We start from the raw sequence: 21,992 nt of genomic DNA on the forward strand, positions 1-21,992 counted from the left end.
CGAGCTGCAAAAAAGGCGCTTTAAGCGCCTTTATCATTAGTTTGATTGAGGGTAACAATTCGTTGTGGGAAAGGAATTTCGATATCCGCTCCTTGAATTGCTTTAAATACATTGCGGTTCACCGCTAATTTGGTCTCAATAATTTTGGTGGTTGGCACCCAAAAGCGATAGCTCAAGGTAACACCGCTCTCAGCAAAGCGCTCAATACCGACTTGTGCATGAGGAGAGTCACTAACTAGCTCATGCTCGTCTAACACTTTTTCGATAAGCTCAATAGCGAGGTCTGCATTGGCATCATAAGCGATGTCTATTTCACCTTTAACTAATGAATAGCTAAACGAATTATGTAAAATCTCACCAACAATATGTTTGTTAGGAATGGTGATTTCGACTTTTTCTTCGTTAATCAAAATTGTGTGACCAAGCTCAATGGTTTTAACTTGCCCACTCACGCCTTTTACTTCAATAGTATCGCCAACAACAAATGGCCTTGTTGCAATGATAGCCAGGCCCGCACCATAGTTTGAAAGCATGCCTTGCATTGCTAAACCAGCACCTAAAGATGCAGCACCAATGGCAGCGACAAATGGGGTCACGCTAATGCCAATTTTGCCAAGGGCAATAACCAAGAACATAATGATCAGCAATACTTTGATGACATTACTGACAAAGTTGGTGAGGGTAATATCGATATTGTGACGCTGCATGAGTCCAGCAACCATATTCGATACTTTTTGCGCAATCCATAAACCAATAAATAGAATTAAGATGGCACCTAAAATTTGCATACTGTAGGTGACCAAATATTCCATGATCAGATTGTAGTATTTTTCGACTTGCTGTATTTCTGAGTCAATCATGTGTTTTCCTAACAAGGTTACTGCGAATTCTGACTATACCAGAACATGCTGAATAACAGGATAAAGTATCGGCACTATTATAGCGCTGAGAAGCGCACTTAATGCCATCGCCACAGAGGCAAAGGCACCTGCTTTTGGCTGATCACTAATCAGTGATGCTGTGCCAATGGCATGGCAAGCGGTGCCAATGGCAACACCTTTTGCTTGGGCGTTGCGGATATTTATAAGTGAGAAAATCAAATTACCAAATATAGCCCCAAGTACGCCAATAAAAATCACCATGGCTGCCGCCAAAGAAGGAATCCCCCCCAGTGACTCAGTTACTAATAAAGTGATGGGTGTTGTTACAGATAAACTTGCTAGGGATGCGCTTAGCTGAGCAGGGGCAGCAAAAAAATAACATATTAGCGAGGCGACCAAGGTGGCATTGATCACCCCTAAGCTACAACTTATGAGGATTAGCAGTAGGTTCTTTTTTACGTGGATAAATTGCTGATAAAGCGGTAAAGCCAATGCCACAATGGCAGGCTCAAGCAACCAGCTTAAAACTTTACTGTGCTCGGCAAAAGGCTCATAAGGGAGCTTAAATGCCACTAACAACGCTGCAGTTAACACAATTGCCCAGCACACAGGATTACTAAGCGCTTTGGCAGTGGCATGCTGGGTTTTCGCGTTTAAAAACCGCAGTACTAAGAAAAGCGCAATAATGCACGGAACGCAGAGCCACCATAAACTAACTGTCATTTTCGCGGCCCTTAAAATAAGCGATAACAGCGCCTATGAGTAAAACACTGGTCAGTGGCACGACAATAAAAATAGTTAGTAATAAAGGCCAGTTCTGCGAAATTAAACCTAGGTGCTCAATAATGCCAACCCCTGCAGGGATGAAGAACAACGGCATATAATTAAGTAAAGGGCTGGCTGTTGGTTTTAAATGTTGTTCTTTAACGAGGCCCGTTAACAGTAGCACGAGAAGTAACACCATACCGAGTAATGGGGCAGGGAAAGAGCTTTCAAGCAAAGCCGTTAAAAACTTTGCAACGGCTAAGCAGGTAAGAATAATGACACTACTGATAAGGTATTTCATAAGTCAGGATAATTGCGAATAAAGTACAACTACATCATACCCTTGTCAGTTGTACTATGCGACTTTAGCTTACCATGATTTGGCATTATTAAATTGAATATCCTCTGCACCTTTCGCCTTTGCAATCGCCTTTTTAGTATTAGGGTTCATCAGTAAGCGAATTTGACTCCAGGTTTCTTTAGCGAGAATTTTACGCTGCTGTGAACGGTAGCTTTGCTGAGTAATTCGTTTAATTGCTGCCAGAGTATCTGGCGAGCGCGCTAGTAGCGTTTCTAGTACGGCATCGGTTTGTTTATCAACGTCATCAGTGAGCTGTGTAACTAAGCCATATTCTTTAGCGTCTTCAGCAGAGACTGGCCCTGCATGACTTGCTAACCAAAGTGCTTGGTCACGCTTCATTAAACCTGCAAGCACCACGTTAGCTCCCATATCAGGGCATAAGCCCCAACGAGCTTCCATGATCGCTAATTTAGCGTTTTTATCGACGATGCGGTAATCAGCACCGAGTGCGATTTGCATACCGCCACCAAAGCAGTGTCCGGTTACTTTCGCAATCACCGGAATACTTAAGTCTTGCCAACCTAGTACAACTTTTTGCGCTAAGTTTTGGTTTCCTGGTAACCACTTGAATAAAAGCTTGATGATATTGCTTGGCTTCTTCATCACCGCAGCAACATCCAATCCAGAGCAAAAGTGTTCGCCTTCACCAGAAATAACCACCGCACGTAAACTGCGATCACGTTTAATTTTTTTGATTACGTTTGAAAGCTCGACAAACATGGCAAAACTGAGTGCATTTTGTTTCTCGGGACGAGCAAGGCTAACCCATGCGACTTGTTGTTTTATTTCTAGTTTTATCATGGTAACTCCTCTGACCTGTTTGCTAGAGCTTACGAGTTAATTACAACTAAGTAAAGAATTGCTGATGTGTCGCAAGTAATCATTATATTTTCCAAAAATGGGTAACCTTGTCATATATTTAGTTACAAATTGGTGTATATTTTTAAAACAAAGATGCTAGTTCATCGCTAGTTTGATTTTGTGATTAGTTAGATACTTTCGCAAAATCCCATGACACGACTAGACTTAGTTTTAAGTCGCGCAACAAGGAGTAAATATATGCTGATGCGCAAAACAGCTCGCATAACTAAACAATCATCTCGTTCTTTGGCTTTTGCTGCAATTTCTGTAGCATTAACAACTACATTGGTTGGCTGCTCAGATGATAAAGCACAACAACAAGCTACGCCGCCACCGGCCGTATCAGTATTTAATGTCGTCACACAAGAAGTTGGTAATTACCGAGAGTTTGTCGCGCGTACTGAAGCATTCCAAGAGGTTGCTATTAGAGCCCGAGTTGAGGGTGAACTAATTGAACGTCACTTTAATGAAGGTTCATCGGTCGAAAAAGATCAGCTTTTACTGCGTATTGACCCATCAGAGTACCGTTCTACTGTGGCAGAAGTTGAAGCTGACTTAAAAAGTAAAGTTGCCGCAGCAGGCGCCGCTGAACGTGATTTAAAACGCGGCAAAGATGTGGCTGCGCAAGGTTTTATTTCACAATCAGATCTCGATAAACTAACCACTAATTTTGAGCAAACCACCGCAGCTGTTAAAGCCGCAGAAGCTGAACTTGAAAAAGCAAAACTTAATCTAAGTTATACCGAAATTCGTGCGCCGTTTGCAGGGCGTATTGGTAAAGTGAACTATGATGTGGGGAATATTGTTGGGCCATCATCCAATGAGCTTGCGGAGCTGACCGATGTAGACCCAATTTATGTAAGTTTTCAGGTTGAAGAAGCAGACTACATCTCTTATCGCCAAAATCATCAAGCACCGTCAGATAAAGACCCTCGCGATGTGCCAATCGATTTAACTTTACGCTTACCGAATAATTCGACCTTCCCTGATAAAGGCGAACTTGATTTTGCTGATACCAAAATTAACCGCAACACAGGCACGGTTGAGCTAAGAGCCGCTTTTGATAACCCAGATGGCATTGTCATGCCGGGCTTATTTGTCACCTTGATCGTTGAAAGCACCAATAAACAAGACTTGGCACTCATTCCTCAAGTAGCGGTACAAGAAAACCAGCAAGGTAAGTTTGTGCTCGTTGTTGATGACGAAAACAAAGTGGCTATGCGGATTGTTAAACTTGGTCGTCGTATTAATGCAATGTGGGTTGTTGAGTCAGGCTTAGAGGCTGGTGAAAAAGTCATTATTGAAGGTTTACAAAAAGTTCGCCAAGGCGCTGAAGTGAAAGCTGTTGAAAAAAATGTCGATGAAACAACCGGCACTATTTCTAGCAAAGCTAACTCTTAGGAGTGAGATATGATCAGTAAAACTTTTATATCTCGCCCAAAATTTGCCTTGGTAATTTCGATTGTTATTACCATTGCGGGTTTAATTTCAATGGCTTTGCTGCCTGTGAATATGTATCCGCAAATAACCCCTCCGCAGGTACAAATTAGTGCTAGTTACCCAGGTGCAAGTGCGCAAATTGTCGAAGAGTCGGTGATCCGGCCCATAGAAGAGCAGGTTAATGGTGTTGAAGATATGATGTATATCGAATCAACATCGTCGAATAACGGCACGGCCAACATAACTGTGTATTTTAAGGTCGGCACAGATACAGATATTGCCCAAGTTAACGTACAAAACCGTGTGGCACTTGCAGAAGCAGGCTTACCTGAAGAGGTTAAGCGCCAAGGTGTGTCGGTTAAGAAAAAATCGAGCTCGATGCTACTTGGTATCAACTTGTACTCTAACCAAGAAAATATCGACGCTATTTTCTTAAGTAACTATGCAACTAACTATTTAACCGAGCCACTTGGCAGAATAAATGGAGTTGCATCTGCTGAGGTAATGGGTGAACAAACCTATTCAATGCGTTTGTGGTTACGCCCAGATCGAATGGCGTCACTGGGTTTAACTGTGTCAGAAGTTCAAGCTGCGCTGCAAGAGCAAAATACTATCGTAGCAGCAGGTAAACTGGGGGCTGCCCCCTCTGCACCGAGCCAGCAATTTGAATATTCGATTCAGGCAAAAGGGCGTTTAAAAACCCCTGAAGAGTTTGGGCAAACCATCATTCGCTCGAGTAAAGATGGTAACTTCGTGCGGTTAAACGATATTGCCCGTATTGAATTAGGTGCGGCAAGCTACAGCACAACAGCAAAGTTAAACCAGCAAGACACTGCATTCTTAGTTATTTATCAGCTAACAGAAGCGAATGCGACACAAGTGGCTACTGATGTAAAAGCCCGTATGGCAGAGCTTGCTAAGCAGCTACCTGATGGCGTTGAGTACTCAATTCCTTATGACACTACAGAGTTCATCAATCGCTCGATTGACGAAGTAGTTGTAACCCTTGTTCAAGCGGTTGGCTTAGTTATTTTAGTGGTGTTTTTATTCTTACAAAATTGGCGCGCTACGCTCATTCCAACGGTGGCTATTCCGGTATCCTTAGTGGGGACTTTCGCGTTTATGATGATGATGGATTACTCCATCAACTTAATCACCTTGTTTGGTTTAGTGCTTGCAATAGGTATCGTGGTAGATGATGCCATTATCGTTATTGAAAACGTTGAGCGAATACTAAAAGAAGAAAAGCTGCCGATTAAAGAAGCGGTTACCAAAGCGATGGAGCAGGTATCGGGGCCAATCGTGGCAACGACCTTAGTTTTGCTTGCGGTGTTTGTGCCAGTAGGCTTTATGCCGGGAATAACCGGTGAGCTTTATAAGCAATTCTCGGTGACGATTTCTTTTGCGGTACTCATTTCATCATTAAATGCACTGACATTAAGCCCTGCATTGTGTGCTTTATTGTTAAGCGAAAAAGCCATGAAGCCGATTAAATGGTTAGCACCGTTCGAAAACATTATTACTCGCTCAACCAATGGTTACAGTAAAGTTATTAACTTTATCCTCAAACGTACCGCCAGAATGGCATTATTTGCTCTGGTAATCTTTGCTGCCGCAGGGTGGCTAGTAAAAACAGTGCCTACAGGCTTTGTACCAGCAGAAGACCAAGGCTTCCTGTTTGTTGATGTGCAATTACCAGATGCGGCAGCAAGCGGTCGTACCCAAGATGTAATGCATAAGCTGGGCGACATTGTAAAAAATGAACCAGCGGCAACCGATTTTATTGCGGTGTCTGGTTTCTCATTACTTGGCGGTGCGGGTTCTAATAATGCGCTTGGTATTGTGGTACTCAAAGATTGGGAAGAGCGAACTAGCCCTGATCTTGGTTTACGAGCGGTACTAACGCGCTTAATGGGGCAGTTCTGGGCGATGCCTGATGCGCAAATCATGGCCTTTAACCCGCCTGCAATTCCGGGGCTTGGTAACAGTGCTGGCTTTGAGTTTAGGTTACAAGATAGTGAAGGGCGCGAGCCTGCAGAGCTTGCTCAAGTATTAAATGGCTTAATTTATGAAGCGAACCAGCGCCCAGAGCTATCAAATGTTTACAGTACATTTAGAGCCAATGTGCCGCAGTATTTCCTTGAAATTGACCGTAATAAGGCAAAAGCTCAAGGGGTCGCGCTTAGCGATATTTTCTTAACTTTACAGGCGCAACTGGGCTCATTATACATTAATGACTTTAACCAATTCAGTCGTACTTACCGTGTCATCATGCAGGCGGAGAGCCGTTTTCGTCAAAACCCCGCAGACTTACAGCACTACTACGTGCGTAATGATGAAGGAGCAATGGTGCCGCTCACTACATTGGCTAAACTTGAGCCAATTCTTGGCCCTACAAGTTTAACGCACTTTAACTTATACCGAAGTGCAAGCATTAGCGGACAACCTGCGGCGGGTTATGCCAGTGGTGATGCTATTAAAGCAATGCAAGAGTTGGCTGAGCAATTACCAACAGGCTATGTGTACGAGTGGGCTGGGCAGTCTAAACAAGAGATTGAAGCGGGTAACATGGCGCCAATTTTGTTTGGCTTAGCGGTAGTATTTGTGTATCTATTCTTAGTAGCGCAATACGAAAGTTGGACAATTCCGTTTTCGGTCATTGCAGCGGTACCGCTGGCGTTATTTGGTGCCATGCTTGCGCTGTATGTAATTGGTATGGAAAACAACATCTATGCACAGGTTGGTTTAGTGCTACTGATTGGCTTGTCCACCAAAACCGCCATTTTGATTGTTGAGTTTGCTATGGAAGAGCGCGCGGCAGGCAAAAGTATTTTTGAAGCGGCTCTTAACGCGGCAAGATTACGCTTTAGAGCGGTGTTGATGACGGCATTGTCGTTTGTACTTGGCGTATTGCCGTTGGTGTTTGCAAGTGGCGCAGGGGCAGGTAGCCGAATATCGCTCGGTATTACCGTGTTATTCGGGATGTTAGCTGCAACCATTTTTGGTACCTTGCTTGTTCCTCTATTTTATACGCTCGTGCAATCAATGCGCGAAAAAATAAAAGGCACAGCAAGTGCTGAGTAAAATCTGTTATTAATTACAAAAAAGTCAGGGCAACCTGGCTTTTTTTTTGGTAAAACTCAAAAGAGGTTTGTTATCATAACCAGATTCAAAGCGACACACATGTGCAGAGGTTTAAGGAATGGCTGGTCCACGCTTATACAGTGAAGAAGAAGTAACTCATCAGGCTTATGATATCTTTTTAGAATTAGCGCCTGATAATTTAAGCGAGCAAGATATTGCTGATTTTAACGAGCACAGAGAAGAGCTTGGCTTTATTGAAGAAGGTGAGCCTGACGAGCAGTGGCAAGATTTTGTTGCACTCGAAATTGAACCTGAGCTATTTGTACAAGTCTTAGTAGGACTAGAATTCGACAATCAAGATATCTTGTTTGCGAAAATTTTAATTAGCCGAGACAAAGATGCACCGTTTTGCCACATTCTTTGGAAAGATAGCGAATAACTCTCCAGCCGATGTTTGACTCTACTTTTAGTTGTTTTAATTCAATAAAACGAATTATTTTGCCCGCCCTGCTAGTTTGCAGTTGGCAGGCTTTTGCTGTTGATCCGTTTGAAGACTTCCATGAGTACGGCCAATTATCAGAAGAAGAAATCCATAAAATTCATAAAGGCGAGTTGCTGTACGGAGATATGGAGTTTGGTTTTATGGTAAGCCGTGGCAATACCAACTCAACCAGCTTCAAACTTAAAGGTAACCTATACCAAGATTTCGAAAAGTGGCGTAACCAATTTAAGCTCGATACTTTATACAAACGTGACCGTAATGAAGAAACTGGTGATGAAGAAGTCTCTGCTGACCGTATTTTTGTATCGGGCCAAGGTAACTATAAGCTAAATGTGAAAAATGAGTCATTTTTCATATATGGTGACTATGAGCGAGATAAGTTTAGTGGTCTTGAGTTTAAGAGCACCATAGCGACTGGTTACGGTAACCGCATTTACCAAGGCAGCAAGAATAAAGTCGATATCGATGTGGGCCCTGGTTTATACCGCTCGGTGGCTGATCAAGAGACTGCAACAGAAGAAGATGAAACAAAAACAGGTTATCTGCTTCGTTTAGCGCTGCAGTGGGAGCGTACGGTCTCTGCTCGTACTCGCTTTAATCAAGATGTCAGTTATGAACAATCATTGTCAGGGTTAAACTCGCGTTTAAAGTCAGAAACATCCCTGATCAGCAAAATTATGGGTGATGTATCACTCAAATTTACTTACATGTATCGCTATAACTCAAAACCAGAGGAAGATAAGCTCAAGTACGATTCTGAGCTGAGTGCAACCTTTGTTTATAGCTTTTAAGAGAATACTTCAGAATGTATCAACATAAACAGTACGCTATTTTTATTTTTGTTATCTTAGGCTGGATTGGCGCCTTCATTGCCTTAGCTTGGAACTTAATTGGTGCAGATATTCCTCTTATGGTGTTTAGCGCTATCTTAGTGCTGGTGGCCTTTTTGTTTCATGGCTTAACGATTAAGGTGAGCGATAAAACAGTAAGCTGGGCATTCGGTCCGGGTGTATTTGGTAAAACAGTGACTTTTGATGAGATTGAATCAGTTCGAGCGGTAAGTAATTCATTTCGCCATGGTATTGGTCTGCGTATCACGCATGATGGCTGGGTTTACAGTGTATCTGGATTTAGTGCTGTTGAATTGGCAATGAAAGATGGCACGCACTATCGCTTAGGGACAAATGACCAAGAAGGCTTACTTGCTGCGCTTAGAGAGCATATTGCAGAACCTGTGACAGACGCTTCTGTGGATACAGAAGAAGTAGTCGAATAAGAACACAGCAGATATAAGAAAAGCGCCAATGGCGCTTTTTTTATAGTAATGGTTTAGTGGCTGTGACCACAACCACCTTCACCGTGCACATGACCATGTGCTAATTCTTCTTCAGTTGCATCGCGTACTTCAAGTACTTCAACATCAAAATGAAGGGTAATACCTGAAAGAGGGTGGTTACCATCTACAATAACGTCTTCGTCTTGAATTTCAATGATCATTACTGATTGGTCGCCAGCGTCTGTCGTAGCGCGGAACTGCATACCAACTTCAATTTCCATACCTTCAAACATTGATTTTGGCACTGCTTGCATTAGGTCATCGTGACGCTCACCATAGCCTTGCTCTGGCTCAACTGTTACGCTGAATGTGTCGCCCGCTTCTTTACCTAATAGCGCATTTTCGAGGCCTGGAATTAAGAAACCCGTGCCAACGATAAACACTAGTGGCTCGCCATCGAAAGAGTTGTCGATGGTGTTTTTGTTATTATCCAATACTGAATAATGCATTTTTACCACTTTGTTTGCTGCTACGATCATAGTCATTCCTATTTATTCATCTTCGAGAGAGTAAGGCAGAGCTTGAATAGATAACTCTACCTGAGGGAGGTGTTTTGCTCGCAAAATTTGGCCTGCTTCATTGTCGTTAGGAAGCACAACCAGACCCATTAAGGTTTGCGTTTGTTGATTAAAACTTTGGCTAATAAGCTTGCCAGCACGGCGCCAGTTTTCGCCCATTTGTGTTTCGAGTTCAAGCTCGTCAAGTAAGCCTTCAGCTTTGCCCGAAACTATATACATAGCACGTTTATTTTTGCCTAGGTATTTCATACGAGCGACGGTTTCTTGCCCTGTGTAGCAGCCTTTTCTGAAACTGATACCACCAAGCGCTTGCAAGTTAACCATTTGCGGTACGTATTCGCCAATAGCGTCGCTGTTTAATGACGGCTCGCCTGCGGCAATAGCTGCCTGTTGCCATAACGCGTCATCATCAAGAGCTGTGACGTTATCAGGTAAGCTAAATTCTTCGTTGACCATAAGCAAGACACGGTTATCTGCAAGCTTTAACGCTTTACCGCCAGCAAAGTCGACTGCGCTGTGCTCGTCGTCAAAATTAATTGCTAAGGTTTCTAGAGTCGCTGTTAGGTCATCACCTAGTAAGCCAATTAGCGGTTTTTCAGATTGCTGAATTTCTACTTGCGAAAATACCGCATATTTTTTTAACTCGACTAGCGATTGCTCTACCTCAGGTTTTGAGCCCGCAAGGTAATAGCTATCAAGGTGTGAAAACAACCTAAACACACCCCAAAGCTTGCCTTTTGCATTACAGTGGCCAGCCCAAAGGAAGTTATCATCAGTTAATTTGTTGATATCTTGCGTAATTTGTCCGTGAAGGTAAGACAACTTATCTTTGCCAGTTAGGCTGATAAGTGAATAAGATAAAGGACATGCGTAAACAGTCGACATAAAAACCTTCTTTACGATATGAATGAGCGCTAATGATAACTTAGTTAGGGTAGCAATTTAAATAGCTGTTTATTCGATAGCAATTTGGTAAACTGCAGACAAATAAGTACGAGGTTTAAAATGACTGAAATTCACAGTAAAGAACGTATTCGTTGGGCATGCCGTCGCGGTATGTTAGAACTAGATGTTTTATTTATGCCATTCGTTGAAGAAGCGTTTGACTCACTATCAAAAGAACAGCAAGCCGTTTTTCAACGCTTACTTGAGTGCGATGATCCTGATTTATTCGCCTGGTTCATGGGTCATGAAGAGTGTAAAGACCCAGAGCTTAACGGTATGGTCGCGTTAATTTTAGACCGAGTTCGTGTATAGATTTACCGTTACAAATAACACCCCAGACCACAAACCCTTTGTGGTCTTTTTTTGCTTAACAGCCATCATATTATGCTTTGTTTACCAGCATGTTTTCGCTCAACTTTTGGCTTGTTTAGCGTGCTTTTTCTTAGCCATTCTTAGTTTTAAAAAAGTCCAGCAAGCACAGCCTGAAAAGGGTTTTATAATTTTAGAGCAAGCAGAGCTCAGGTTTGTTAACGACAAACTTAAAATTCAAGGCCAGATAACAGCTAAAAGTTATGTGTTTGCTAATTTTGTAGTGCTGAGGTTGGCTGGGTTTTATCAATCACACTGGCTGATTATAAGCTCAGCCAGTGTTGATGAAGAAAGTTTCTCGCGTTTAAAGCGTGCGATTATTGCAGTGCAGCAACCGACTTAGGCGTTAAAATTGTTGGTGTTGGATTTTCGTTTTGCTCTGGGTAATCAATCGTGTAATGAAGACCACGACTTTCTTTACGCTCAAGGGCGCTGCGAATAATAAGCTCTGCAACCTGTACTAGGTTTCGAAGTTCTAATAAGTTATTTGTAACTCTAAAGTTCGCGTAATAGTCGTGAATCTCTTGCTGCAGTAATTCAACGCGGTGAAGCGCACGTTCTAAACGTTTTGTTGAGCGTACAATACCCACGTAATCCCACATAAATAACCTTAGTTCATGCCAGTTGTGGGTAATAACGATTTCTTCGTCTGAGTTAGTTACGCGACTTTCATCCCAAAGTGGTAAGGCTTCAAGGGCAGGGCTTGCATCGATTTTGCTCAGAATATCTTTCGCGGCAGCATGAGCAAACACGATACATTCAAGTAACGAATTACTCGCCATACGATTAGCACCATGTAAACCTGTATAAGCCACTTCGCCAACCGCGTATAAGTTATCTAAATCTGTACGGCCATTAAAGTCGGTCATAACACCGCCGCAGGTATAGTGTGCAGCAGGCACCACTGGAATGGCTTCTTTGGTAATGTCGAGGCCAACACTTAAGCATTTTGCGTAGATAGTTGGGAAGTGTTCAATGATAAAGTCTTTGTCTTTGTGACTAATATCAAGGTACACACAGTTCGCACCAAGGCGTTTCATTTCAAAATCGATAGCACGAGCAACAATATCGCGAGGGGCAAGTTCTTCGCGCTCATCAAAGTCTTTCATAAAGCGAGTGCCATCAGGGCGTTTTAAATACGCACCTTCACCGCGCATTGCTTCGGTGATCAAAAAGTTTTGCAGCTCTGGATGATACAAACTTGTTGGGTGGAATTGGTTAAATTCCATATTGGCAACACGGCACCCTGCACGCCATGCCATTGCGATACCATCACCACTCGATACATCAGGGTTAGAAGTATATAAATACACTTTACTTGCGCCACCTGTTGCCAGTGACACGAACTTAGCAGCTATAGTTTCAACTTTTTTATCAACACAGTTCCACACATACAAGCCGTGAACATGCTTGCCTTTTTTGGCTAAGCTTTTATCTGTGATTAAATCGATGGCATTGTAATTTTCTAACAGGGTGATGTTAGGGTGTGCTTGTACTTGGCTAATTAAGGTGGTTTGCACTGCTCGGCCAGTTGCATCGGCAGCATGTAAAATACGACGATGACTATGACCACCTTCGCGAGTTAAATGAAAACGCTCTTTACCTTTTGAATCGAATTCCATATCAAAAGGTACGCCTTGCTCAATAAGCCACTTTAAACATTTTTTAGCATTGCTCGCTGTGTAGTGAACCGCATCACGGTCACATAATCCGCCACCTGCATCGAGTGTATCTTCAACATGAGATTCAATGCTGTCATTCTTTTTATCAAATACTGCTGCAATACCACCTTGAGCATATAAGGTAGAACCTTCAGTTAATGCGCCTTTACTAAGTACCGTTACCTTACAGTAATTAGCAAGCGATAAAGCAAGAGAAAGGCCAGCGGCGCCGCTGCCAATGATAGCGACATCAGTAATGTGATGTTTATTTTGGTTCATGTCTGTGGTCTTTGCGGTTACAATGCTCGGCTAGTAGTGCCAAAAGTTTGAGCAAATAAATTTTTATGTGGTATACGTATATGTACCATATTTGCTTTAACACTATTAGTCATTTTAATACGTTATACCAATCTTATTAGTTTTATCGTCACATAAACAGTTTATTGTTAGCTGTTTTTAATTGTGAATTCAATTTAGATAACCGTTGATTTTTAAGCAGTTATTGAGGTTGTCGTGTAATAAGATTGGTATGACTCAATTTATTTGCGTGCTATTTTATAAAAAAATCATTTTAAACTGAACTTTTATATTCATGGTGCAGTCAGAGTTTGTGTAAACAATGGCGAGTATATGAATAGCAAGCAAGAATCAAACAGAGGAGTACCGGCTCGAATGAGCGAGCAGGATTTGGATTTAGCGCTAGTTAAAAGGGTCCAGCAAGGAGATAAAAACGCCTTCAACCTATTAGTTAGAAAATATCAGAATAAAATTGCAGGTTTGATTTCACGTTATGTATCGAACCAAGGTGATGTTGCTGATGTCGCACAAGAAGCTTTTATTAAAGCCTATCGTGCTTTACCTAACTTTAGAGGTGATAGCGCCTTTTATACTTGGTTGTACCGTATCGCCGTAAATTGTGCTAAAAATTACTTAGTTGCGCAGGGCCGTAAGCCCCCAGCTAACGATGTTGATGCCGAAGAAGCAGAATTTTATGACAGTGCAGATGCAATGCGTTCAAACGCATCGCCAGAAAACCTGTTATTAAGTGACGAAGTACGTGCTGTAATTTTTAATACGATTGATAGTTTGCCTGAAGATCTTAAAACCGCGATTACCCTTCGTGAAATTGAAGGTATGAGCTATGAAGAAATAGCCGTGGTTATGGATTGCCCAGTGGGAACGGTGCGTTCACGTATTTTCCGTGCCCGTGAGGCGATTGATAATAAATTGAATCCATTAATAGGTGAGTCTTAGTATGACAAAAGCAGACGTTAACAAGTTGGATAATGAGCAGTTGTCCGCGTTACTTGACGGCGAGCAGCAGTTAACTGATCAAGCGATCACAAACGACGATGTATCTACATTTGGTCGTTACGCAATGATTGGTGATGTAATGCGTGCTGAGGCAAATAACAACGCTTTTAATTTTGACATTGCAGATGCAGTGGCAGAATCACTTGAGCAAGAACCTGTTTACGCAGATTTCGCGAATAAAACAACGGCACCAAAAAGCGAAGAAATCGTGGCGGCAACAGGCACAGATAACGTGGTAGCATTTAATTGGCGTCGCCCATTTGCCCAAGTGGCTATTGCTGCTAGTGTTGCTATGTTTGCGATTGTGGGCGTACAAACATTGCCACAAAACACCGAGTCACCGCAAAGTGACATTCCTACATTACAAACAGTACCGTTAACGGGTATGGCTTCTCCTGTAAGTTACTCATCTGAGCAGCCTGCATTAGAAAATGCAGAGCAAGGTTTACGTGAGTTACAACAGCAGCGTATTGGCGCATTAGTTCTTGAGCACCAACGTCAAGCACGTGTTGCATATTCGCTAGAAAAATCGCAAACTGCAGAAAATGCAGACGAGGAAAAAAACTAATTAAATGAAAGTTTTTACTTTTATTTTGTCGCTGGTATTAACGGCTCCAGCCATTGCCAGCGACGAAAATCCCGCCAAGACTTTATTAAATGATATGGCTACGGCCGTTCATACTCGCAACTTTGACGCATCATTTGTGGTTGTAAAAGGCCAAGCTATGGAACCCTATCGCTGGTTACATGCAAAACAAGGTGATATTGAACTTGAGCATCTAAGTTTACTCAACGGCGCTGGCCTAGAAATGGTGCGCGTTGACGATCAAGTTACCTATTTTGAGCCTCATTCAGAGCCTTATTCAGTTAAAACAGACTCTATCGCTGGGCCAATTCCTGAAGTACTTTTTAAAGATATTAACCGACTAAGCGCTCATTATGATTTTGTGCTTGGCGGAAAAGGCCGTATTGCAGGGCGCTCAGCACAGTTAGTGCGTATTGAATCAAAAGATGAATACAAATATAACTATTGGATTTGGTTAGATACTGAGTCATCGTTGTTACTTAAATCTGCCTATGTGAATCATAAAGGTGAGATGCTTGAGCAGTTACAGTTAACTCATATCAGCGTAACAGAGCAGCCTGCTCCTATGTTAGTTGAAATGCAAAATCGTGACTTTCCTGCGGTGTTGGCGACTAACGATTTAGCCAATAATGAAGACAGCGCAGCGAATGATTGGAAAATTGGTTGGTTGCCAGATGGCTTTAAATTATTAAAGTCAGATCGTCATAAACTTGACTTAAACAATGAACTTGCTGACTATTATTTATATTCAGATGGGTTTGTTGAAGTGTCTGTTTTTATTCAAAGACCTTTACCGGGTAAGCGTGCAAGCGGTGCTTTAACCTCAGGCGCAACGACTGTGTATGTGCACAATGGTGGTAGCTTTGATGTATCGGTTGTTGGTAATATCCCTGCTATGACAGCCAAAGCTATAGCTGAGTCGGTAGCGCGACCTCTTTAAATCATGATTGAACAAACACTCACTGTCGTGTCGGTTAAAGGCACGACAGCGAATTTAGAAGCAGAGCAAAAGCAAGCCTGTGCCGGCTGTAATGGTCGTTGTGGTTCGCAAGTTTTTGCAAAGCTGTTTGGAACAGCTAAAAAAACCTTTCCTTATACCTTCGAAAAAGAGCTTCAAGTAGGGCAAAAAGTAACATTAGCACTCGATGATAGTCACTTAGTTAAACACGCTATGGCTGTTTACATGCTACCCCTTTTGTTTAGTTTAGGGTTTGCTTTGATCGCATTTTCGGCTTTTTCGCTTACAGAAGGCTGGCAAATTTTAGCCGCCGTGATTGGTGGCATAACGGGCTATGCGATAGCAAAATCAAGGGTTAAGAGCCTTAAGCATGATATTAAAGTAATAAAAATTCACCCAATTACTATTCCTTTCACTCAAATAGATGGTGATTAAAGCCAATTAAATGTAAAATTGTCGCTTTATACACTTAGTCCATTTTATATAGAAGTTTAGAATCCAGTTTATGAAGCATATCCGTAATTTTTCGATCATCGCCCATATTGACCATGGTAAATCGACTCTCTCTGACCGTCTTATCCAAGTTTGTGGTGGTTTAACAGACCGTGAAATGCAGCAGCAGGTGTTAGACTCAATGGACATTGAGCGTGAGCGTGGTATTACCATCAAAGCGCAAAGTGTAACGCTAAATTATAAAGCTAAAGACGGCGAAACATATCAGTTAAACTTTATCGACACGCCAGGACACGTTGACTTCACATACGAAGTATCACGTTCACTTGCAGCCTGTGAAGGTGCACTTTTAGTTGTTGATGCGGGTCAAGGTGTTGAAGCTCAAACTTTAGCTAACTGCTACACAGCAATCGAAATGGACTTAGAAGTTATTCCAGTTCTAAATAAAATCGACTTACCACAAGCCGATCCACTTCGTGTAGCAGAAGAAATTGAAGACATCATTGGTATCGATGCCCTTGATGCTGTGCAATGTAGTGCTAAAACCGGTATTGGTATTGAAGAAGTACTCGAAATCATTGTTAAAGATATTCCGCCGCCAGAAGGTGACAAAGATGAGCCACTACAGGCGCTTATCATTGACTCATGGTTTGACCCATACCAAGGCGTTGTATCATTAGTACGTATTAAGCACGGTGAATTGCGCGCGGGCGATAAAATTAAGATCATGTCGAATGATCAAGTTCACATCGCAGATAAAGTGGGTATTTTCACACCAAAACAAACCAACACGGGTATCTTAAAAACCGGTGAAGTAGGCTTTGTTATTGCGGGTATTAAAGAAATCCATGGTGCACCTGTAGGTGATACCATCACTTTACAACGTAATTCTGCTCCAGAGCGTTTACCAGGCTTCCAACGCATTAAACCGCAGGTTTATGCTGGTATGTTCCCAATTTCATCAGATGACTATGAGTCATTCCGTGATGCGCTTGATAAATTAAGCTTGAACGATGCGTCGTTATTCTTCGAGCCAGAAAACTCAACAGCACTAGGCTTTGGTTTCCGTTGTGGCTTCTTAGGTATGCTACACATGGAAATCATTCAAGAGCGTCTTGAGCGTGAATACGACATTGACCTTATTACCACTGCGCCAACAGTAATCTACGAAGTAGAGACTAAAGACGGAACTAAACAGATAGATAACCCGTCTGACTTACCGCCGGTGAATAATATTCTTGAAATCCGTGAACCAATTGTTGAAGCTAACATATTAGTTCCGCAAGAGTTTTTAGGTAACGTCATTACGCTTTGTGTTGAAAAGCGTGGTATGCAAACTAAAATGAGCTACCATGGTAAGCAAGTTGCGGTGACGTACGAATTACCGATGGCTGAAGTAGTCATGGACTTCTTTGATAAGTTAAAATCAACAAGCCGTGGTTTTGCATCGCTTGATTATAACTTTAAGCATTTCCAAGCTTCAGACATGGTACGTGTTGACGTATTAATTAATGGTGAGCGTGTTGATGCGTTAGCGATTATTGTACACCGCGATATTGCACAATCACGTGGTCGTCAGTTAGCCGAAGCACTGAAAGACTTAATTCCACGTCAGCAGTTTGATATTGCGATTCAAGCAGCGATTGGTCAGCATGTTATTGCCCGTACAACAGTTAAGCAATTACGTAAAAACGTAATCGCGAAATGTTACGGTGGTGACGTGAGCCGTAAGAAGAAACTACTACAAAAACAAAAAGAAGGTAAAAAGCGAATGAAGCAACTAGGTAACGTTGAAGTACCTCAAGATGCATTCTTAGCTATCCTTAAAGTTGGTAAATAATTAGAAGTAAATAAAGGAATTAATGCATGGCGGGTTACTTTTCTATTTTCTTAGTGTTGTTAACGCTAGGCTCAGGATTAATTTGGTTAATTGACCACTTTATGTTTGCGCCAAAGCGTCAGCAACGCATTGCCCTTGCTCAAAACGCAGCAGGTGGCGAATTAGACGAAGAAACCGCTGCATTAATTGCGCCTGAGCCAAGTATCACTGAAACGGCAAAGTCAATTTTTCCGATGATTGCAGCGATCACTATTTTTCGCTCTTTCATTTTTGAACCGTTTCAAATTCCATCTGGTTCAATGATGCCAACCCTATTAGTGGGCGACTTCATTTTAGTGCAGAAGTACTCATATGGCGTTAAAGATCCTATTTGGCGTAGCCAGTTAGTTGATGTTGATGAACCTGAACGTGGTGATATTGTGGTATTTAAATACCCATTAGACGAGCGCGTAGATTACATTAAACGTACGATTGGTTTACCGGGCGATAAAATTGTATATCGCAATAAGCACCTTTATATTCAGCCAAAATGTGCCGAAGGTGTAACGCAGCAAGGTGATTTGCTGTGTAATGAATACAACAAAATTGATATGGAAATCCTCAATAGTGACGAGTTCAAGCAGGGTTCGATGAATTTAGTGCGCTTAGAAGAAAACCTAAGCACATTGAATCATAATATTTTAATTAACCCGCAAGCTCCTGAAATGAAAGGCCGTTATTATCAACAACCAGGTACACGCTCAGACGAGTGGGTTGTTCCTGCCGATCATTATTTCATGATGGGTGATAACCGTGATAATAGCCAAGACAGTCGCTTTTGGGGCTTTGTACCTAAAGAAAACTTGGTAGGTAAAGCCGTCTTTATATGGATGAGTTTTGAATTTGAGAATGGCCCAGATGACTTTTTACCAGGCTGGGTTCCAACTGGTGTTCGTTTTGAACGCCTAGGTAATATTCAGTAACGATGAAAAAAAACGTAACAGAGTTATACAACAAAATAGGTTATACATTTACTGATCAAGCTTTGCTTGAGCAGGCAATGACGCACCGCAGTCATAAAGGCCAACACAACGAGCGCTTAGAGTTTTTAGGTGATTCGATTTTGAGCTTTGTGATTGCGAATGCGCTTTACACTAAATTTCCAAAAGCACGCGAAGGTGATTTAAGCCGCATGCGTTCGACCCTAGTTCGTGGTCAAACGTTGGCTGAGTTTGGCCTAGAGTTTGGCTTAGGCGATTACTTACGCTTAGGTCCAGGTGAGCTTAAAAGCGGTGGTTTTCGCCGTGAATCAACCCTTGCTGATGCCGTTGAGGCGATCATTGGTGCGGTGTTCTTAGACTCAAACATTGAACAATGTGGTGAGTTAATTTTAAGCTGGTACGAGTCGCGTCTTGATGCAATTTCGCCGGGCTTAAATCAAAAAGATCCAAAAACATTACTTCAAGAATACTTACAAGCGCGCAAATTATCGTTACCTGGCTACACTGTAATTGATACAAAAGGCCAAGCGCACAATCAAACATTCACGGTTGAATGTATTGTTGAAGGGATGGATAGCATTATCTCAGTAGGTAGCTCACGTCGTAAAGCTGAGCAAAAAGCCGCTGAAAAAGCCTTAAAGATACTTAAAAATGAATCTTGATGATTTAATTAGCAAAGAACCTGCAGAGCTAGACACGCACTGCGGTATGGTTGCCATTGTTGGCCGCCCAAATGTAGGTAAATCAACCTTACTTAACTATATTGTTGAGCAAAAGGTGTCTATTACTTCTCGTAAGCCACAAACCACACGCCACCGTATTATGGGTATTCATACCGAAGGTAAATACCAAGCTGTTTATGTGGATACACCAGGCTTACACGTCGAAGAAAAACGTGCTATTAACCGTTTAATGAACCGTGCCGCATCAAGCTCAATTGGCGATGTAGAACTGATCATCTTTGTGGTTGAAGGCACACACTGGAACGAAGACGATGAGATGGTACTAAATAAAGTACGTCAGAGCGGTCGTCCAGTATTATTAGTTATGAATAAAATTGACCAAGTTAAAGACCGTGATTTAGTGCTTCCGCACATGCAGTTTTTAGGTGGTAAATTTGATTTTGTGGCTATTATGCCGGTCTCAGCAAAGCAGGGTAAAAATATTGATTTAATCAAAGATGAAGTGAAAAAGCGTTTACCGCTTTGTGAGTTTTACTTCCCTGAAGATTACGTAACAGACCGTTCAATGCGCTTTATGGCGGCTGAAGTGATCCGTGAAAAGCTGATGCGCTTTATGGGTGATGAGCTACCATATTCAGTCACCGTCGAGATCGAGCAGTTTAAATGGCAAGAAAATGGTGTTTGGCAAATTAATGGTTTGATCCTCGTTGAGCGTGAAACGCAAAAGCGTATGGTGATCGGCAATAAAGGCGAAAAGCTCAAAGTGATTGGCCGTGAAGCTCGTAAAGACCTTGAAGACATGCTTGATAACAAAGTGTTTTTAGAACTTTGGGTAAAAGTGAAGTCTGGCTGGGCTGACGATGAGCGTGCGCTACGTAGCCTTGGCTATGGTGAAGACTAAGTAAAGTCTTACACGCCATGGATAGCGAATTCTACACAGCATACTTGCTGCACCGACGTCCATTTAGCGACTCGCAAGTCATGCTCGATATGCTGGTAGAAGGCGTAGGTCAGCTGAGAATGCTGGCCCGTGTTAGTGGTCGCCAGGCCACTAAACATAAAGCACAATTACAACCTTTCCAATCTCTGCTCGTACAATATAGCGGCAAGTCTGATTTAAAATACATTAATCGTTTTGAACCCCATGGCCGGCAAACTATGTTGCAGGGTACCGAGCTTTATTGCGGCTTCTATATGAACGAATTAACCAATCGTATCGTACCTATCAATGAGCCGATGGAAAGTGTATATCATCTTTATAAACAGCATCTAGACGAGTTATCATGCACTAAAAACCTACAAGCTGTGCTGCGCTCTTACGAGTTTCAACTGTTAGAGATGCTGGGTTATGGCGTTGATTTTAGTGTTGATGCCGAAGGTGATGAAATTAACGATGCAGCAAATTACCAGTACTTTGCTGAATACGGTTTTTTACTGCATGACGACCCCCATAGTGGCTTTTCAGGAAAGCAATTAAATGCCATAGCAGCTCATGACTTTAGCGCCCCTGATGTGTTATATATGGCAAAGCAATTAAGTCGATACCTACTCAAGCCTTTACTTGGTAAAAAGCCATTAAAAAGCCGTGAGTTATTTATTAAGTAGGCTGATGTTCAGCCTTGAATCGTTGTTTTAAACAGGTAAAAAAATGAAAGATATTCTTCTTGGTGTAAACGTTGATCACATTGCCACTTTACGCCAAGCGCGTGGCACGAGTTACCCAGATCCTGCGCATGCTGCAGCTGTTGCAGAGCATGCTGGTGCAGATGGTATCACCATTCATTTGCGTGAAGACCGTCGTCATATTCAAGACCGCGACGTATATGTGATGGCAAAAACGATTCAAACACGTATGAATCTTGAAATTGCAGTCACCGATGAAATGATCGACATCGCCCTTGAAGTGAAACCTGCTTATGTTTGTTTAGTGCCTGAAAAGCGTGAAGAGCTCACCACTGAGGGTGGTCTGGATGTTGTGGGTAATTTTGAAAAAGTAAAAGCAGCAACAGAAAAGTTAACTGCAGCAGGAATTAAGGTCTCGTTATTCATTGATGCCGACAACGCACAACTTGACGCTGCAAAAGCGTGTAATGCTCCATACGTTGAAATTCACACAGGTGCTTATGCTGATGCTGAAAATGACGAAGAGCTTCACACTGAGCTTGAGCGTATTCGTAGCGGCGTACAATATGCTGATAGCTTAGGTTTAATCGTTAATGCCGGCCATGGTCTTCATTATCACAATGTAAAACCTATTGCGGCAATGCCAGAAATTTATGAGTTAAACATTGGTCATGCGATTATTGCCCGTGCAGCGATTGATGGTTTAGAAAAAGCAGTCAGCGATATGAAACGTTTAATGATTGAAGCAAGACTTTGAACTGCCGCTCTTTTATAGACGCTGGTAAGTTTGAATACTGAGCGCGGTGGATATGATATCCACCGCGTTTTTATT

Annotated in this window: 24 protein-coding genes; 17 read left to right on the forward strand and 7 right to left on the reverse strand. The window is 42.2% G+C overall.

Annotation, left to right across the window (positions count from 1 at the left end):
• Positions 1-20 precede the first annotated feature (20 nt).
• From AN213_RS05770 to AN213_RS05785, 4 genes are all read right to left on the reverse strand, one after another.
• Positions 21-860: a mechanosensitive ion channel family protein gene (locus AN213_RS05770; protein ID WP_054562265.1), complete on the reverse strand. Its 840-nt coding sequence runs from the start codon at positions 858-860 to the stop codon at positions 21-23.
• A gap of 33 nt (positions 861-893) precedes the next feature.
• Entirely contained in the window at positions 894-1,604 is a 711-nt protein-coding gene (locus AN213_RS05775) for an LrgB family protein (RefSeq protein WP_054562264.1), read from the reverse strand.
• Entirely contained in the window at positions 1,594-1,947 is a 354-nt protein-coding gene (locus AN213_RS05780; RefSeq protein WP_055020672.1) for a CidA/LrgA family protein, read from the reverse strand. The genes AN213_RS05775 and AN213_RS05780 overlap by 11 nt, the downstream gene beginning before the upstream one ends.
• 69 nt (positions 1,948-2,016) lie before the next feature.
• Positions 2,017-2,808, reverse strand: coding sequence for a crotonase/enoyl-CoA hydratase family protein (locus AN213_RS05785; RefSeq protein ID WP_055020673.1), 792 nt, complete (start codon positions 2,806-2,808; stop codon positions 2,017-2,019).
• 258 nt (positions 2,809-3,066) lie between these two features.
• Between AN213_RS05785 and AN213_RS05790 the strand changes: the two genes are divergently transcribed.
• The 5 genes from AN213_RS05790 (at position 3,067) to AN213_RS05810 (ending at position 9,170) form a co-directional block, all read left to right on the forward strand.
• Positions 3,067-4,269, forward strand: a complete 1,203-nt coding sequence (locus tag AN213_RS05790) for an efflux RND transporter periplasmic adaptor subunit (protein WP_236702890.1) — start codon at positions 3,067-3,069, stop codon at positions 4,267-4,269.
• Between the two features lie 9 nt (positions 4,270-4,278).
• Positions 4,279-7,392, forward strand: a complete 3,114-nt coding sequence (locus AN213_RS05795) for an efflux RND transporter permease subunit (protein WP_055197904.1) — start codon at positions 4,279-4,281, stop codon at positions 7,390-7,392.
• Between the two features lie 118 nt (positions 7,393-7,510).
• Positions 7,511-7,831: an HI1450 family dsDNA-mimic protein gene (locus AN213_RS05800; protein ID WP_054554325.1), complete on the forward strand. Its 321-nt coding sequence runs from the start codon at positions 7,511-7,513 to the stop codon at positions 7,829-7,831.
• A gap of 59 nt (positions 7,832-7,890) precedes the next feature.
• Complete coding sequence (locus AN213_RS05805) at positions 7,891-8,685, forward strand: YdiY family protein (protein WP_370316364.1); 795 nt, start codon at positions 7,891-7,893, stop codon at positions 8,683-8,685.
• A gap of 14 nt (positions 8,686-8,699) precedes the next feature.
• Complete coding sequence (locus tag AN213_RS05810; protein WP_054562259.1) at positions 8,700-9,170, forward strand: hypothetical protein; 471 nt, start codon at positions 8,700-8,702, stop codon at positions 9,168-9,170.
• A 53-nt stretch (positions 9,171-9,223) separates the two neighbouring features.
• Here the strand turns inward: AN213_RS05810 and AN213_RS05815 are convergent, their stop codons facing one another.
• Both AN213_RS05815 and ygfZ read right to left on the reverse strand, forming a co-directional pair.
• Entirely contained in the window at positions 9,224-9,709 is a 486-nt protein-coding gene (locus tag AN213_RS05815; protein ID WP_054554327.1) for a peptidylprolyl isomerase, read from the reverse strand.
• Between the two features lie 12 nt (positions 9,710-9,721).
• Positions 9,722-10,633 (reverse strand): tRNA-modifying protein YgfZ, encoded by a 912-nt coding sequence (gene ygfZ / locus AN213_RS05820; RefSeq protein WP_054562258.1) that lies wholly within the window; start codon positions 10,631-10,633, stop codon positions 9,722-9,724.
• Positions 10,634-10,753: 120 nt separating this feature from the next.
• Here ygfZ and AN213_RS05825 point away from each other — a divergent pair, with 120 nt between their 5' ends.
• Positions 10,754-11,005, forward strand: coding sequence for a succinate dehydrogenase assembly factor 2 (locus AN213_RS05825; RefSeq protein ID WP_054562257.1), 252 nt, complete (start codon positions 10,754-10,756; stop codon positions 11,003-11,005).
• A 40-nt stretch (positions 11,006-11,045) separates the two neighbouring features.
• A complete protein-coding gene (locus AN213_RS20555) occupies positions 11,046-11,405 on the forward strand; it encodes a protein YgfX (RefSeq protein WP_408002927.1) in 360 nt (119 codons plus the stop codon).
• Here the strand turns inward: AN213_RS20555 and nadB are convergent.
• Positions 11,380-13,002, reverse strand: coding sequence for an L-aspartate oxidase (nadB, locus tag AN213_RS05835; protein ID WP_054562255.1), 1,623 nt, complete (start codon positions 13,000-13,002; stop codon positions 11,380-11,382). The two genes, AN213_RS20555 and nadB, sit on opposite strands and share 26 nt — an antisense overlap.
• A gap of 393 nt (positions 13,003-13,395) precedes the next feature.
• Here nadB and rpoE point away from each other — a divergent pair, with 393 nt between their 5' ends.
• The 10 genes from rpoE (at position 13,396) to pdxJ (ending at position 21,917) form a co-directional block, all read left to right on the forward strand.
• Entirely contained in the window at positions 13,396-13,977 is a 582-nt protein-coding gene (rpoE, locus tag AN213_RS05840; protein ID WP_036969086.1) for an RNA polymerase sigma factor RpoE, read from the forward strand.
• 1 nt (position 13,978) lies between these two features.
• On the forward strand, positions 13,979-14,605 hold the full coding sequence (locus AN213_RS05845; RefSeq protein ID WP_054562254.1) for a sigma-E factor negative regulatory protein: 627 nt from the start codon (positions 13,979-13,981) through the stop codon (positions 14,603-14,605).
• 4 nt (positions 14,606-14,609) lie between these two features.
• On the forward strand, positions 14,610-15,563 hold the full coding sequence (locus tag AN213_RS05850; protein WP_054562253.1) for a MucB/RseB C-terminal domain-containing protein: 954 nt from the start codon (positions 14,610-14,612) through the stop codon (positions 15,561-15,563).
• Positions 15,564-15,566: 3 nt separating this feature from the next.
• Positions 15,567-16,016, forward strand: coding sequence for a SoxR reducing system RseC family protein (locus AN213_RS05855; RefSeq protein ID WP_054562252.1), 450 nt, complete (start codon positions 15,567-15,569; stop codon positions 16,014-16,016).
• A 70-nt stretch (positions 16,017-16,086) separates the two neighbouring features.
• Positions 16,087-17,874: a translation elongation factor 4 gene (gene lepA / locus AN213_RS05860; RefSeq protein ID WP_054562251.1), complete on the forward strand. Its 1,788-nt coding sequence runs from the start codon at positions 16,087-16,089 to the stop codon at positions 17,872-17,874.
• A gap of 26 nt (positions 17,875-17,900) precedes the next feature.
• Positions 17,901-18,836: a signal peptidase I gene (lepB, locus tag AN213_RS05865; RefSeq protein ID WP_054562250.1), complete on the forward strand. Its 936-nt coding sequence runs from the start codon at positions 17,901-17,903 to the stop codon at positions 18,834-18,836.
• A 2-nt stretch (positions 18,837-18,838) separates the two neighbouring features.
• Positions 18,839-19,516, forward strand: a complete 678-nt coding sequence (rnc, locus tag AN213_RS05870) for a ribonuclease III (RefSeq protein ID WP_054554337.1) — start codon at positions 18,839-18,841, stop codon at positions 19,514-19,516.
• Entirely contained in the window at positions 19,506-20,438 is a 933-nt protein-coding gene (gene era / locus AN213_RS05875) for a GTPase Era (protein WP_054554338.1), read from the forward strand. Before rnc ends, era begins: the two co-directional genes overlap by 11 nt.
• 17 nt (positions 20,439-20,455) lie before the next feature.
• Positions 20,456-21,142, forward strand: a complete 687-nt coding sequence (recO, locus tag AN213_RS05880) for a DNA repair protein RecO (RefSeq protein WP_054562249.1) — start codon at positions 20,456-20,458, stop codon at positions 21,140-21,142.
• Between the two features lie 43 nt (positions 21,143-21,185).
• Positions 21,186-21,917: a pyridoxine 5'-phosphate synthase gene (pdxJ, locus tag AN213_RS05885; protein ID WP_054554340.1), complete on the forward strand. Its 732-nt coding sequence runs from the start codon at positions 21,186-21,188 to the stop codon at positions 21,915-21,917.
• The last annotated feature ends 75 nt before the right edge of the window (positions 21,918-21,992 follow it).

Source organism: Pseudoalteromonas sp. P1-8 (assembly GCF_001399985.1).
GTDB lineage: Bacteria > Pseudomonadota > Gammaproteobacteria > Enterobacterales > Alteromonadaceae > Pseudoalteromonas.